Source organism: Paeniglutamicibacter sp. MACA_103, assembly GCF_045798555.1.
Taxonomy (GTDB): Bacteria; Actinomycetota; Actinomycetes; order Actinomycetales; family Micrococcaceae; genus Paeniglutamicibacter.
In genome coordinates, this window is sequence record NZ_JBIXLN010000011.1 from 21,248 (window position 1) to 36,007 (window position 14,760).

Annotated in this window: 12 protein-coding genes; 6 read left to right on the forward strand and 6 right to left on the reverse strand. The window is 64.6% G+C overall.

Features of this window, described 5'->3' with window-relative positions:
• Positions 1 to 109 precede the first annotated feature (109 nt).
• Positions 110 to 1,429, forward strand: a complete 1,320-nt coding sequence (locus ACIPVK_RS07115) for an NADH:flavin oxidoreductase (protein WP_407611263.1) — start codon at positions 110 to 112, stop codon at positions 1,427 to 1,429.
• Positions 1,430 to 1,573: 144 nt separating this feature from the next.
• On the opposite strand, the gene ACIPVK_RS07120 is transcribed toward ACIPVK_RS07115, so the two are convergent.
• Together ACIPVK_RS07120 and ACIPVK_RS07125 are read right to left on the reverse strand one after the other, a co-directional pair.
• Complete coding sequence (locus ACIPVK_RS07120; protein WP_407611264.1) at positions 1,574 to 1,987, reverse strand: hotdog fold thioesterase; 414 nt, start codon at positions 1,985 to 1,987, stop codon at positions 1,574 to 1,576.
• Entirely contained in the window at positions 1,984 to 3,204 is a 1,221-nt protein-coding gene (locus ACIPVK_RS07125; RefSeq protein WP_407611265.1) for an acetyl-CoA C-acyltransferase, read from the reverse strand. Before ACIPVK_RS07125 ends, ACIPVK_RS07120 begins: the two co-directional genes overlap by 4 nt.
• 451 nt (positions 3,205 to 3,655) lie before the next feature.
• Between ACIPVK_RS07125 and ACIPVK_RS07130 the strand changes: the two genes are divergently transcribed.
• The 3 genes from ACIPVK_RS07130 to ACIPVK_RS07140 all read left to right on the forward strand — a co-directional run bounded on the left by ACIPVK_RS07130 (position 3,656) and on the right by ACIPVK_RS07140 (position 7,527).
• Entirely contained in the window at positions 3,656 to 4,774 is a 1,119-nt protein-coding gene (locus ACIPVK_RS07130) for an isocitrate/isopropylmalate dehydrogenase family protein (RefSeq protein WP_407611266.1), read from the forward strand.
• Positions 4,775 to 4,907: 133 nt separating this feature from the next.
• Complete coding sequence (locus ACIPVK_RS07135; RefSeq protein WP_407611267.1) at positions 4,908 to 5,927, forward strand: NAD(P)-dependent oxidoreductase; 1,020 nt, start codon at positions 4,908 to 4,910, stop codon at positions 5,925 to 5,927.
• Positions 5,928 to 6,072: 145 nt separating this feature from the next.
• Positions 6,073 to 7,527 carry a 2-hydroxycarboxylate transporter family protein gene (locus ACIPVK_RS07140; RefSeq protein ID WP_407611268.1) on the forward strand — a complete coding sequence of 485 codons (1,455 nt, stop codon included), beginning with the start codon at positions 6,073 to 6,075 and terminating at the stop codon, positions 7,525 to 7,527.
• A gap of 593 nt (positions 7,528 to 8,120) precedes the next feature.
• On the opposite strand, the gene ACIPVK_RS07145 is transcribed toward ACIPVK_RS07140, so the two are convergent.
• A complete protein-coding gene (locus ACIPVK_RS07145) occupies positions 8,121 to 8,651 on the reverse strand; it encodes a TetR/AcrR family transcriptional regulator (RefSeq protein ID WP_407611269.1) in 531 nt (176 codons plus the stop codon).
• A gap of 523 nt (positions 8,652 to 9,174) precedes the next feature.
• On the opposite strand from ACIPVK_RS07145, the gene ACIPVK_RS07150 reads away from it, so the two are divergent.
• A complete protein-coding gene (locus ACIPVK_RS07150) occupies positions 9,175 to 10,128 on the forward strand; it encodes a helix-turn-helix domain-containing protein (protein ID WP_407611270.1) in 954 nt (317 codons plus the stop codon).
• Between the two features lie 121 nt (positions 10,129 to 10,249).
• Here ACIPVK_RS07150 and ACIPVK_RS07155 read toward each other — a convergent pair whose 3' ends face one another.
• Together ACIPVK_RS07155 and ACIPVK_RS07160 are read right to left on the reverse strand one after the other, a co-directional pair.
• Positions 10,250 to 11,437, reverse strand: coding sequence for an MBL fold metallo-hydrolase (locus tag ACIPVK_RS07155; protein ID WP_407611271.1), 1,188 nt, complete (start codon positions 11,435 to 11,437; stop codon positions 10,250 to 10,252).
• A 161-nt stretch (positions 11,438 to 11,598) separates the two neighbouring features.
• The gene (locus ACIPVK_RS07160) at positions 11,599 to 13,215 is read right to left on the reverse strand and encodes an FAD-binding oxidoreductase (protein WP_407611272.1); all 1,617 of its coding nucleotides are present in this window, start codon (positions 13,213 to 13,215) and stop codon (positions 11,599 to 11,601) included.
• Positions 13,216 to 13,432: 217 nt separating this feature from the next.
• Here ACIPVK_RS07160 and ACIPVK_RS07165 point away from each other — a divergent pair, with 217 nt between their 5' ends.
• Positions 13,433 to 14,209 carry an SDR family NAD(P)-dependent oxidoreductase gene (locus tag ACIPVK_RS07165; protein WP_407611273.1) on the forward strand — a complete coding sequence of 259 codons (777 nt, stop codon included), beginning with the start codon at positions 13,433 to 13,435 and terminating at the stop codon, positions 14,207 to 14,209.
• Between the two features lie 60 nt (positions 14,210 to 14,269).
• Here the strand turns inward: ACIPVK_RS07165 and ACIPVK_RS07170 are convergent, their stop codons facing one another.
• Positions 14,270 to 14,728, reverse strand: a complete 459-nt coding sequence (locus ACIPVK_RS07170) for a LysR substrate-binding domain-containing protein (RefSeq protein ID WP_407611274.1) — start codon at positions 14,726 to 14,728, stop codon at positions 14,270 to 14,272.
• Positions 14,729 to 14,760 lie beyond the last annotated feature (32 nt).

Below are 14,760 nucleotides of genomic sequence, written 5' to 3' on the forward strand. Positions count from 1 at the left end.
TTCTCGCAACCCATATGAAAAGCAGTGTCAATACGATACGATACGACTCGAACGCAATAATGGATGAACGGTTTCATCCTGGTTCCATTGAAAAACCCAAGGAGAAAAAATGTCCTCCGAGACCTCCACCGTCGCCGAGGTGCTTTCCAGCCCCTGGAAAATCGACGGCCTGACCATCAAGAATCGCTATGTGCTCAGCCCCATGGCGGTGCTCCAGCCCACCAAGGACGGCCACCCCAGCGACCAAACGATCGCGTTCCTCACCACGCGCGCACGTGGCGGCGTCGGGCTCCTGATCATCGGTGGCACCGTTGCCACCGAACGCGGAAACCAGGAAGCGCCGTTCCAACCGCTGATGCGCTTCGACAGCGACAAGTTCATCCCGGGCCTGAAGCGCATGGTCGATGCCGTGCACGAGCACGACGTCCCCATCTTTGCCCAGATCTTCCCGAGCTTCGGCGCCATGGGCGTGCCCGGCGAGGGCAGGTCCACGCGGGCCGCGAGCCCGAAACCCGTCCGCATGGCAGCACCGCGCCTGCCTCACGGCCTCTACATCCCGGGCGGTCGCACCAACCCGACTCCGAATGAGATCACCAAGGATGAGATCCTGGAGGTCCAAAACTCCACTGTCGCCTCGGTGCTCCGGGCCAAGGCCGCCGGCTTCGACGGAATCGAGCTCGGTGCGCACATGCGCTACCTCTACTCCTCCTTCCTTTCGCCGCGCACCAACTGGAGGACAGATGAATACGGCGGCAGCGCCGAGAACCGCGCCCGCATCCTCGTGGACACGATTCGGGCCATTCGCGCCGAAGTCGGCACCGAATATCCGGTGGGCCTGCGCATGAGCGTCAACGACCACCTCCCCGACGGCCAGGGGCCAGAGGGGTTCGCGGAGGTCGCGGCGATCATCAACGAGGAAGGTCTCGGATACATCGCCCTCAGCGATGCAAACTACGAGTCGATGGACAACAACGTCACTTCCGAATCGGGCGCCATCATCGAGCACGGAGAGCCCCAAGCCTTCCGCGCGGCCATGCCCAACGTCCCCCTGCTGCTAAGCAGCACCTTTGATCCGCGGCAAAGCGCGGACGCCATCACCGCCGGGTTCGCCGACGGAATCATGCTGGCTCGGCAGTTGCTGGCCGATCCGGACTTCCCCAACAAGGTGCTGCAGGGACGCCAGAATGAAATCAACTGGTGTGATCACGACAATTCTTGCCTGCGCCGGCTGATCCTCAACGTGCCGGTGCGCTGCCACAAGAACCCGGCCATGGGGCGCGAAGCGGTTCTCGCCGGGACCAAGGAACCCGTGTCGATCAAGCTCAAGCGTCCGGTGGAGAACCTGCTCATCGCAGCGACCGGCTCCACCGTCCTCATGGGCATCGCCGACAAGCTGGCGACCGCCGGCCAGAAGGGCTCCAAGGGCTAACCCCTGCGCCGCGTCGGAGATCCGTCCAGCTGACGGTTCTCCGGCGCGGCTACCTCGGCACAAATGCGTGTGCGCCCGAACTCCACCTGGAGTCCGGGCGCACACGCATTTTGACCTATTTAACTGCTGCCGTTCCGAAAGACTTTAGCCGGCCGGGCGCAGCGCCCTGCCGGTTCCGCGGTAGATGGCCACGGTCCGGTCCCCCGCCCGCACCATCACATCCACAATCATCCGGCGGCCCTCATGGAAGCTCACCTCGGCGGTGGCAACCAGTTCGTCGGCGATGTGGGCCGGGGAAATGTAGGAGATGGAAGCCTCGGCGGTCGCAATTCCGGCACCGAAGGTATTGGCGGCCATGGCGAACGCGGTGTCGGCCAGCGCGAAGACCAATCCGCCGTGGGCAATCCCGTGCCCGTTGGCCATCTCTGGCACCACGGTCAGGATCGCCGTGGCGCGTCCCTCGCTGGCACTCAGCACCTGGATGCCGAGGCCCTCCAGGGCCCTGTCGGCTGCCAACATCGAGCGGGCCGGGTCTGCAATGAGCGGTGCCGGGTTCATGAGAGTCGCTCCACTACCATCGCCATGCCCTGCCCGCCGCCCACGCAGAGCGTTGCCAGGCCGAGGGAGCCGTCCGTGGTTTGCAGTCCGTTGACGAGGGTTCCCACCAGCCGCGCACCGGTCGCACCGAAGGGGTGGCCCAGGGCAATCGCCCCACCAAACGGGTTCACCTTTTCCGGGTCCGCACCAAGCTTGCGCACCACGGGCACCACCTGGGCCGCGAAGGCCTCGTTCAGCTCGACGATATCGATGTCGCCGATCGACAGGCCCAGCCGATCCAGCAGGCGGCTGGAGGCCTCCACCGGACCCAGTCCCATGATTTCCGGCGAGAGTCCACTGGCGCCACTGCCCAGGATGCGGGCCAGCGGCTTCAATCCGAGCTCGCCGGCACGCTTGGCGCTCATGACCACCAGGGCGGATGCACCGTCGTTGAGCGGGCTGGCGTTGCCCGCCGTGACGGTTCCGGATTCGTGGAACACCGGCTTGAGGCCGGAAAGCGCCTGGAGGGTGGTGCCCGGGCGCGGGCCGTCATCGGCCCTGACGACGGCGCCGGCAACCGTGGTCACCGGCACGATCTCGCGCGCGAAGTAGCCGGAGCCGATCGCCCGTTCCGCCCGGAGCTGGGACTCAAGCGCCCATTCGTCCTGGTCCTGGCGCGTGGTGCCGGTTTGGCGGGCCACGAACTCGGCGGTCTTGCCCATGGAAAGGGACACATCGGGGAGCTTCCCGGCTTCGCGGGGGTCAACCCACGGCCGTCCGGATTCGAAGACACCATCGGCGCGCTTTGCCGCGTCCGCGAAGGCGGGATGCGGGGACTCGACGACCGGCGGTGTCGAGCTGGTCGATTCGACGCCCGCAACCAGGAACGCTTTCCCGTCGCCGGCCTTCACCGCTTGGGCCGCCATCGCGGTGGCCTGCAGGGAAGAGGCGCAAAAGCGGTTTACCGTCACCGCCGGGACGCTGTCCATGCCCCCCAGCACCATGACACGGCGCCCGATGTTGTCGCCCTGGGCCCCCTGCGGGACCGCGCAGCCCATGTAGGCGTCGGCAAACTCGGTGTGCTCCAGCTGCGGAATGTCCGCGAGCGCGCCGCGGATTGCTGCCAGAGCGAGGTCTTCGGGGCGCTCATTGGCAAGCGATCCCTTGCGGGCCCGGCCGATCGGCGTCCTCCGGTAGGCGACGATGACCGCGTCGTTCGGCGCGAGGGCGGTGTTCACGATGATGTTTCCTTTCGTTGTCGACGTCCCGCCTATCGGACGGGCTCCACGGACTGCGAAGGGATGGGGCCAGAACGGATCGTGCACGTTTGACACGGGCACCGCAAGAGCATTCATCCAACGTCGACTCAAATATATACGAACCGTATCGTATTGCACAATGCCTTCGCATTCCCGGTGCCCGAACTGCCCCTACGCGCCGCGCCCTGCCGGCACCTTGCCCCCTCCCGCCCCCGGGACGCGCACGCCGCCCACACGGTCCCGAGCGACCGGGCCCCGCCGCCGCGAACCCCGCGTCGCCCCGCCGATCTTGACGTCAAGACGAGCCCCGCCCGACTGCTTGTGAGCCACATCACCACGTGCTACAGTCTTCCCACCAAGCAGACATCACTTCCCACTAGATGGGAAAATCCCGCACGAGGGCCCCGGTGAGCAAGGCTCTCGATACCGGGTGATCGCCGTACACAGACGCGCTCGTGAAGAGCAAAGTAGGAGAACCATGACCGATTATGAAATTGCCGTCATTCCCGGGGACGGAATCGGCACTGAAGTCGTTGACGCGGCCTTGGCCGTACTGAAGGAATGCGAAACGCGCTACGGGCTAAAGATCAACTACACGTTCCATGACTTCAGTGCGGACTTGTACCGCCGTACCGGACGGAAGATCACTGCTGCGGACATGGATGAGATCGGCAAGGCGGATGCAGTGCTGTTCGGTGCCATGGGACTGCCCGACGTACGCGGACCGGAGGGCCTCGAACTGGGCGCCCAGGTTGAAATGCGGGCCCACTACGGACTTTTCTCAAGCCTTCGGCCGGTTCGACTTTTTCCCGGCGTTGAGAGCGCGGTGAAGGCGAAGAACGTCGACATGCTCGTGATCCGCGAAACGTCCGAAGGAATGTTCGCGGGGATGGCCGACGTGCATGAACCCAGCGACGAGAGCGCAAGCGATCGCATGACGATTACGCGGGCCACCTGCGAGAAGCTTTTCGACGTTGCGTTCTCCCAGGCCCGGGCGCGCCGCAAGCGCGGAACCCCCGGGCACGTGACCCTGCTGCACAAGTCCAATGCCCTGCGCAGCAATGTGCTTATGGAGAAGGTATTCGACGAAGTCGCCGCGATGAACGACGATATCGGCAGCGCAAAGTTCTACATTGACGCGGGGTCGATGTACATGGTCACCGATCCGGAACGATACGACGTCATCGTCACGGAGAACATTTTCGGCGACATCGTTTCAGAGATTGCGGCAGGCCTCGTGGGAGGTCTTGGCGTCGCCCCGTCGGCCGACGTCAGCCAGACGCACGGCGTGTTCCAGCCATCCCACGGAAGCGCGCCCGATATCGCCGGCCTGGGGATCGCCAATCCGACGGCGATGATCCTGTCCGCCGCGATGATGCTGGAATGGCTGGCCGAGCGCCGCGGGGACGACCGTTGCGCCAAGGCTGCACGGAGCATCCAAGTCGCCGTCGAGTCAACGCTGGCAACAGGTCCTCGTGCACGCGACCTCGGCGGGACGGCGGACACCCAGGAAGTGGTTGACGCAGTCATCGGAGCCTTGCCGGCGTAGTTGAAACCCGGGGGCACGAACACCGTGCCCCCGCCATGACCGCAAGGTCCTCCCCCCACCGACGCGCACGCTCTGATCAGTCAGATTCCCGTGTTGCCGTCGACAGCTCTTGACGTACGAAAGGTGCGTACCAATGACCTACAAGGTCCTGTTCCTAAACCCCTTGAAGGACTACATAGAACGTCTCGTGGAATCAACCCCGGAGGGCTTCAGCGTCACCGTCATGCCGGCCGGGGCTGATGTTGCGGACATGTGCCGTGAAGCCGCGGATGCCGATTTCCTCATCTCCGGCATCGATGTTCCCGAAGAAGTTTTCCGGGCAGCGAAGAACGTGAAATTCATCCAGTACATGAGCTCCGGCTATGGGCAGCTGCCACTGGGCGTCCTGAACGAACTAGGTGTCCCGGTGGCCCAGATGAAGACCCATTCCATCTCCGTCGCGGAGCATGCGCTCACGTTGATGCTGACAGTGATGCGGCGAATTCCGGCGTCCACGCAGTTGATGCGCGACGGAAAATGGCGCCAGGACCTGGACGAGATGTCCTACTCTGAGCTGTACGGCAAGACCGTCGGGATCGTCGGTCTGGGGAACATCGGGCGCTGGGTCGGCAAGGTCGTGCACCACGGCTTCGGCGCCAACGTGGTCTTCCATGACAACGCGGAGATCCCGTTGACTGTTTCCGAGCTCATCGCGGCGCGCCCCGTCCCGCTGGAGGAGCTCATGGCGGTCTCCGACATCGTCTGCCTGAGTGTTCCGTTGAATGCGGAGTCCGACAAGATGATCGGGCGGGACGAACTGGCGCTGATGAAGCGCAGCGGCGTCCTCGTCAACGTCGGGCGCGGTGAGGTCCTCGATGAGGGTGCGCTCATCGAATGTCTGCGCGAAGGGCGCATCGCAGGGGCAGGACTTGATGTCTATGCAAGCGAACCGTTGGCCACCACCAGCGAACTGCTGAATATGGAGCAGGTCGTGTGCACACCTCATATGGCCGGTGTCGGCTGGGAGAACGTCGAGCGACGGATCGCGACCGTGTGGCAGAACTTCGATTCGGTATTGCGTGGCGGCATTCCCGGCGGGGTCGTCACGACCACGAAGCGAGCGGCGAACATGCATGCTCCCCTGCAGCTCGTCGCGGAAGCGACGCGAGTCTAACGGATCGCTGCCGGCGATCCTCCTCGGCGACGGAGTGGCTACTGCGCTCCGGTCAGCCACCTGCACGCGCCGGTCCGCTCCTGAACCAGCTTCCACCTCACCCCGGAAACACCTGCCTGACCCGACCCTAATGCAAAGGAACACCATGTCCACTACCTCGACCCCAAAGCCCGCGGGCACCACCGACGAGGCGAGGCGCGACGCCCTCGGGGCGCTCGAGCAGGAGATCAACGCCGGCACGGAGTCCGTACTGGCCCGTCCGGTCGACAAGACCGTCGACGGCCGCGGCGGCGTGCACCACCCGGGGGCCGGCTGGAAGCGGATCGCCAGCGTGCCGATCATGCTGTACCTGGTCATGGCCGCTGCCGTGGTCACGGCTGCCGTGACCGAGACGCTGCCGCCGTCGATGCTGTCCGGATTCGCCGTGACGATCCTGCTCGGCGGGCTGTTCATCTGGCTCGGCAACCGGGTGCCGGTGATCCGGGACTTCGGCCTGCCGACCATCCTGTGCACCTTTGCCCCGGCCACATTGGCCTTCTTCGGCCTCGTCCCGGAACCGATCATCACGGTGGCCAGCACCTTCATCGACGAGCAAGGCTTCCTGGACTTCTTCGTCATGGCGATCATCGCCGGCTCCATCCTTGGCATGCCACGGGCGCTGCTGGTGAAGGCCGGGCCGCGCTTCGCGGTCCCGGTCCTGGGCACCATCGCCGTCACGTTCCTGGTCATCGGCGCAATGTCCATGGCCTTCGGCAAGGGCTTCATCGAGGGCATCCTGCTGATCGCAGCGCCCATCATGGCCGGCGGCCTGGGCCTGGGAGCCCTGCCGATGTCCGAGATGTTCGCCGCCCGCACCGGGCAGGACGCCTCCGCCTTCATGGGCGACCTGATGTCCGCCGTCGTGCTGGCCAACGTCTTCTGCATCATCTTCGCCGGCCTGCTCAATGGCCTGGGCAAGAACCGGCCGACCCTGTTCGCCGGGTTCTCCGGCAACGGCGACCTGATCCGGGTCAAGGGCAACCGCCAGGACCTGTCGATGCCGAAGAAGGCAGGCCACTCCACCTTCATCACCCTCGGCAAGGGCCTGCTCTTCGCCGCCGTGATCTTCGTGGTCGGCGAAATGACGGGGGCATTCCTGACCTTCCTGCACCCCTATGCCTGGGCCATCATCATCATGGTGGTCCTCAAGCTGACCGGCTGGCTGCCGAAAGACCTCGAGGAATCCGCCACCGACTGGGGCGAACTCATCAACGCCGTGCTGGTCCCGGCCCTGCTGGTGGGCGTCTCCCTGACCTACATCAAGATCGACGAGGTCCTCGTCTCCCTGGCCGACCCTGCCTTCATCATCCTGACCTTCCTGTGCGTGCTCGTGGCAGGCCTTTCCTCCGGCGTCATCGGCTGGTTGGTGAAGTTCAACTTCGTAGAGGTGGCGATCGTCCCCGGACTCGTCATGGCGGACACCGGCGGCTCCGGCGACGTCTCGGTCCTCAGTGCCTCCGAGCGCATGCACCTGATGCCGTTTGCGGCGATCACCAACCGCATCGGCGGCACGCTGGTGCTGTTCCTCACCTCCCTGATGGTGCCTCTGCTGGCCCTGTGACACGGTGAGGACCTGATTTTCCTCCCGATACGAGTGCAGAACCGGTAACCCCCAGGTGCCCTGGGTCGATGTCAATCGACCCAGGGCACCTGGGGGTTTGCCAATGGCCTCCTGCTGACCGCTATGGTCCGGGACGGGCACCACATTCCGAACGTGGTTTCGGAGGGACCGGGTTGCGGCCACGTGGTCGAGGAGACTGCCGGAGCCGGCGCCGAGGGCGCGTGAAACACGAGTGTTTTAACAAATTGGTCTTCAAGGTCCGGATAGCTGGCTAGCGACCGGGGCGGGCCCCAGAGTCGGCACATGCCGGGCACCACCCCACCGGAACGGATGGAACAGGCCCACGCCCAAACCTTGGCCCGACTCACACCACAGCAGCGCGCCGCCGTGCAGGCCGGACTCGTAGAGCAGCTGCCAGCCAGCGCCCCGGGCCGGAGACATGTCGGTACGAACACTGCGCCGCTGGACAGTTTAGGCAGCGGCGTAAATTTCAATCGCACCCACCCAAGGCTCTAATGCACGTCGAATCTCACCATGGCTTCAACCCATCCGTCGCCAATGGCGCGGACGAAACGGCGTATCAATGTCGGCAGCTACCCCGCGGAAAGCCCCTCAAGAGCCGTCTGCATCATGACGCTGGTGACCTTGGCATCCAGGGGGCCGGACTGGAACAACAGCCGGAAGTAGATGGGTGCGTAGAGCAGTTCCGTGACGACCTTGGAATCGAGCCCCTCGCGCATCGACCCCTCACTGATGGCCCGCTCAACCAGGGATTCAACGACCTGCGCTCGCGGGGTCCAGAAATGCTTCTTGAACTCGGCCATCGTGGCCTCGTCCTGCTGGCACTCGCCAATGAGTTGGGCAACGAGCCGGCCCTCGCTACCCGCATAGACCTCTGCAAGCGAGGCCATGTGCTCACGGAGCGCTTCGATGGCGGAAACGTCCTCGCGCACCGGGGTGCGTGCGACGTGGTTGTCCAGGAACGTGTCGATCACTACGGCAACCTTGCTCGACCACCACCTGTAGATGGTGGTCTTGCTGACGCCGGCTTCGCGGGCAATGCGCTCAATGGAGAGCTTCTGCACCGTAAATCCGGCCGCCCCCGAACCGTCGAGCAACTTCATCGTTGCTTCCAAAACCGCCCGACGACTGTCTTCGCTTCTAATGGCCATGATTCAACCCTACTTGCAAAATTATCCAATACGAAACGTACACAATCATTTGTGGACATTCTGGTCCCAAGGACACCACAGGACGGTCTCCGCTGGCCGGTCAGCAAGGACGCGCCACGCAACGAGTACTGAAGCATGACACCCCGCAAGGAGAAGGCAACAAGTACCCAACGGCCGCGGCACGCATCCCCAGGGCGCCAGACCCAGAATCGTGACCCTTTGCCCGAGGCCCGTCGGCGGGTTGACGTAATATCTTTGCGCTGCCCTGTGATGCGGCTTACACTCAATACGAAACGGATCGGTTCTTATTGGGAGGCATCGTGTCTGTAGCCTCTGCCCCGGAGGTCGTGGCAGCAGAAAACTCAGCGAAGGTTCGGGCCTTGGTGGTGGGCTCGGTTGGCGCCCACCGTTCATTGCCTGGCGGGCATCTGCCCGCATCGCGGAACTCTCACCGAACCTCGTTCGAGGTGGACCAGTGACTTCCGTACTGGACACCAGGTCGGTTCCCGCTGCAGAACGCCGGGATTACTGGTCCGCCGGGATCGCCGAACGTTTCTTTCCGATGGAGGTCGAATCGGTCGAGGCTTCTTCCTTCGAGGCCCGCCTGGCCGGTGGCCAGATGGGACAGGTCGGGGTCCAGTCCATTCAGGGACTTGCGCACCGGGTGGCACGCACACAACGGATGATCGCCACCGCCGACCCTGAATGCCTGCTGCTGTATCTGATGACCAAGGGTTCGATCCACATCGATCAGGACGAACGCAGCTGCGTACTCCGCCCCGGTGACATTGCCTGTCAGGATACATCGCGCCCCTCCACCTTCGAGGGGCGGGAGGGCTTTGAGGTACTCGTCTTCAGCATTCCCAAATCGTTTGTCGGGGCGCAGGCCGAAGTCATCTCCCGGCATTCGGCGACACGGGTGGTTTCGGGCCCCGGACGGCTCACCGGGCCGGCAGCACCGTTCCTCGCACAGCTCGCCCGGATCACCACAATCGGTGGCGGGTTCTCGGGCCCTGACGGCGAAGCAGCGGCGGACATGATGTTGCCCCTGCTTCGGAGCATGTATGGGGCACAAGAGACTGCCGATCCGCGTTCGCGCCCCGAGGCACTGCTCGCTCGCATGCAGCGGTACGTCATGGAGAACCTGCACGACCCGGACCTCGGACCCGAGTCAATCGCACAGGCGCACTATGTGTCCACTCGCTATGTGCACAAGATCTTTGCAGCCTCCGGCACCGCGGTGTCGTCCTGGATCCGCGAACGCCGATTCGAAGGTGCCGTGGGCGAATTGCGCCGATCCCCGGAAACGACGATCGCAACCGTCGCGACGAGGTGGGGCTACCGACATCCGGCGAGCTTCAGCCGTGCGTTCCGCGAGGTCCACGGTTGCGCGCCTCGCGATGCACGGCAGCTGCCGCTCTCGGCATAAAGCCCCAACCAATTGGTGGGCAAAGGTTCTCCCGGCTACAGACAGGGAGGTTGTTTTGGCCCGGCATGATGCCGGGCCAAAACAACCTCATTCGAATATTCCCTGGCGCCCGGCCGAGTCGCTACTTGCCGACGTCGATGACGTCCAGGTCCCGACCCACGACCATGCGACCGTCGAAGCCCTTGGCGCATTCGGCCCACACCGATTCGGGCTGGATGACGGGAACGAGGTGCGAGAGCACCAGCGTGCCCACGTTTGCCTCGGCGGCGATGGATCCGACTTCCGACTTCAGCGTGTGTGCCTGGATGAGGTGCTGGTACAGGCCTTCCTCGGCTTCGCTTCGCGGGACGGGGAACAGCTGCCCTGCCCAGTCCTCGTCAATCACCTCGTGCACCAACACGTCCGCATTCCTTGCCAAGCGCACCAGGTTCGGGCACTTGGCGGTGTCACCGGAGAACACCACCGATCCGTCGTCCGTGTCGAAGCGGTATGCCAGGGCGGGGAAAACCGGCGCGTGGTTCACCAGCGTGGCGGAGACCTTGACGCGCTCGTCCTCGTAGAAGGTGAACGGCTTCATGTCCGGCGCCGGGGTGCCGTTGGGATCCTTCAGGTACCTTTCAGGGACCGGGACATCCTTGCCCTCCCACAACTGGGTCGGCGCCGGTTTCCGGTTGTCGAAGATCCTGTCGTTGAGATCGGTGGCAAACATCTGCACCATAAGATCAGTCATTTCCCTGGTGCCGGGCGTCGGATTCCCGGGACTGACCGGGGCGGGGGCGGGGCCCGTACCGAACAGCGGAGGAAGTGCCCCGCGGTTGCCGGGTCCCCAGACCGGGATTTTGTTGACGCTTTGCAGTCCGTTGTAGATCCCGTTGACCAGTACGTTGTTCAGGTCAACGACATGGTCGGAATGCAAATGGGTGAGGAAGATCCCCGCCAAGACGTCGAGCGGGCCGACCTGGGCAGCCGGATTCTCCGGGCCGAGGTTGGCCTTGCGCAGTTGCGTCAGTACGCCGTGTCCGGCATCAATGAGGTAGTAGCGGTCACCGACGACCAGCGCGGAGGCGATGCCCGCACTGTCATTTCCGGGAAAATGGGTGGGCCCACCGGCCGTCCCGAGCAGCACCAGCTTGGTCTTGGACCCGCGGGACGAAGGGGGCCCGAACTTGCGCAGGGGATTCTTGGCGGCGTTGGCTTCACCGGGCACGCCGGCACCCAGCGCAAGGCCGGCGGCACCGAGCCCCAGCCCCGCCATCAGACGACGGCGGCCAATGCCTGAACGCATTTCATTCGGCAGGTCAACACACATGGGTTTTCCTTTTCGTTCGACGGGCGAAGTGTGGGGCGATCCCGGAACCGGAGTCGAATGGGCAGCAAGGTTCCACCCCGAGGAGTTCGAGACGTTCCCCAAGATCGTCGGGGAAGCCCCCGCCCCTTGAATAGGGCGAGGACTTCCCCGACGCCGGGCGATCACATCTGCTGCGGGAAGCCTGCCTCGCGCAGGCGGGTGCCCCAGATCCCCGACTTGCCCGGGGCAATGATCCCGTTCGGGTCAAGCGTGTCCTTGATCTGCTCGTTGAAGCGGCGCAGCGCGTGGTCGTTGAACCCGAACTGGTCGGCCGCCAGGTCCATGAACGACAGGTGCGCCCGGTATTCGCCGTAGCCGCGCTTGCCGGCCTCGGCGACCATGCGCTTGGCCAGGGCATACGCATTGGCGACCTGTTCGGGGTTCTTCGTGTCGAAGGCGATCACGTTGATGAACGTCGTCGACCGCGCATTGATCGGAAGCATGCCGCCGAGGAAATCGAGGCCCGCCTCGGCGCACATTTCCCTCATCATCTTCTGCGCGGCGATTGCGTTTCGGCCGGTGAGCGGGATGACCGGCGAGAAGTCGACGTGGCCGCCCTCTTCGCCGCCGGACCAGCCGGCCATCTTGTACAGGTCCTGGCTCGGAACGCCGATCTGCACCCGCTCGTGCGGGTTGGGCAGCGTCTCCCACGCCTCTTTCCCGTGCTTCTGGCCCACCAGGTCTACGCTCGGGATCTGCAGGAAGCGCGCCTCGAGCTTCGCGAAGTTGTGATCGACCACCGCTTCATCTCCATAGAGGGCAAAGCGCATCATCCAGCGCCCCAGCCCCATCTCCTTGGCGATCTTGTCGATGACCTCCTCCGGCATCGGGCCCTCGCCCGTGTACCACTCGGCGCGGGTGGTGAGCATCGAGGCCATGCACAGCGTGTTCGACAACTGCGGGCGCATGTCGATGGTGCCGTCGAGCATGAGCTCACGCAGGGCATCGACCACCGCGGGCATCTGTTCCTCGTCCCAGACGCGCAGCCACAGCGGCATGTAGGTCTCGGGCTTGGGCATCAGCCAGTAGCCCATCTTGGTGACGATGCCGTAGTTGGACTGCATGAACATCTCGGTCGAGGTCGGACCCAGGCCGCGCTTGTACAGCGGCCAGGTCGGGTTGTTGTCCATGGCACCCGAGCCGGTGCGCATGAGGTCGCCGTTGGGGAGCACCACCTCGAAGCCGCAGTGCGAGGCCTGGTCGATCGAGTACGGCATGTAGGTGAGCCCGTGCTCGAGCGTGTTCGAGACGACGCCTCCCCAGCCGATGTCCACGATGGAGGCCACCAGGTTGTGTCCGCCGGCCTCGATGGCGTCGTGCAGGTCATACCAGCTGACTCCGGGCTCCACGATCGCGTAGCCAAGTTCCTCGTTGATCTCCAGGACCTTGTTCATCTCCCGGAAAGAGAGCATTACCGACCCGCGCACCTGGGGCGCGGCGCCGCCGTAGCCGTTGTTCTTGCCGCGGCCTATGGGCCACAGCGGCACGCGGTACTTGTTGGCGATCCGCACCAAAGCCTGGACGTCCTCGGCGCTTCGCGGGCTGACGACGCCGGAGGGACGGTTGGTGGCCGTTCCCGGGACCTGGAAGGGATCCTGGAAGTCGTCCAGGGATTCGGCATCGGTGGCGACGTTCTCGGCGCCGATGGCCTCGGCGAATGCGGCGAATGCGGCCTCGAGGTCGTCCTCGCTGACGCCTGGAGGAAGCGGGCGGGTCGAGGTCGCGGAAGTGTTGCTCATCTTTTCTGGTCTCCTACGTGCTGCGGTGTGGGTGTGTTGCGTGTCACCCATGGTGCGCGACTTTGCCAACGCATTCGATAGCCACGGGCCGATGGTGCAGTTCGTGCACAGAAGTGTGCACGAACTGCACCATCACCCCGTCGCGGCCTCCGGCCCACTGCGCCCTGTGGTTGCATGGGGCCACTTGGATAAGACGAAATTGAATGGAGAAGGAACCATGGTTGGTGGCCGTCTGGAAGGAAAAGTCGTCCTGTTGACAGGCATCGGAGGCGGCATGGGCCGGGAAACCGCCCGCTTGTTCGCGTCCCAAGGAGCAACGCTCGTCGGCTGCGATCTCGACGCCGCCGGGGCCGCGGAAACGGTAAGGATCATCGAAGCCGAGGGCGGCTCCATCGATTCAAGCGCCCCGGTGGATCTGGGCAACCGGGAGGAAATCGACACCTGGGTCGAGGGCGCGATTGAACGCCACGGCCGCATCGACGTGCTCTACAACAACGCCAGCAAGCCGAAATTCGGGCCGTTCGCGCAGATGAGCAGCGAAGACTACCGCTTCACCATCCAAAACGAGCTGGACCTGGTCTGGCATGCCTGCCAGGCGGCCTGGCCGCACCTGGCCACGGTCGGCGGAGCCATCGTGAACATCGGCTCCGTTGCAGGAGTGCAGGGCGCCCGGGCGCTGCCGCAGGCCGCCCACGCTGCGGCGAAAGGGGCGGTCATCGCCCTGACCCGGCAACTCGCCGCCGAAGGCGTGGCGGTCGGCGTACGGGTCAACTGCGTGAGCCCCGGGGTCATGGCAACCCCGCCGGTGTTGGCGATGTTCGAGGAGTTCGGCGAGAACGCACCCGTCGCGCCGATCCTTGAGCGCACCATCGACGGCAAGCCGGGCGATCCGCTCGCCGTCGCCTACGCCGGCCTGTACCTGGCCTCGGACGAAGCCAAATGGGTCACCGGATCCCACCTCGTGGTCGACGGCGGCGCGCACGCGGTGATGTAGTTTCTGGGCGCGGTCAACGTGAGGATGTCCAACGGCCAAGTGGCAGCTGGACATCCTCACCTATTTGCGTTCGCTGTCGCGGCAAAGCTGGGCAACCCGTTCTGTCTTCTGGTGCCCGTCGTAGGTCTTGTCCCCGCTGGGCCGACCCATGATCACGGTGTAGCCCAGGCCGCGCCCCACCACCGAGCGGATCGTCTCCACGTTGCGCAAGCGCCACCGGACATTGGGCGTGAAGCCCGCGGCCTGCGTCATGGCCATAATGAGGTCGGGTGCCGGTTTCAGGCCAAGGAGCACGGCCGGTTCATCGCCGAGCTCCGCAAAGTGGATTTCGTCCCGGTGCGCCAGCCGGTGGCCTGCCGAAGGCTTCGGCGAACGCGACCTCGAGGTCGCTCTCGGTGTCGCATAGAGAACCGGGGGGTCGATGACGCGGAGGCGTTGCTCATCTCTTCTGCTGTGCCCCCCCGTGCTGCGGTGAGGGTGAGATGTGCTATGACATGGAGCGCCAACTCGCCACCGCATCCGATGGTCGCGGGCAACGATGCGGGTCGCGA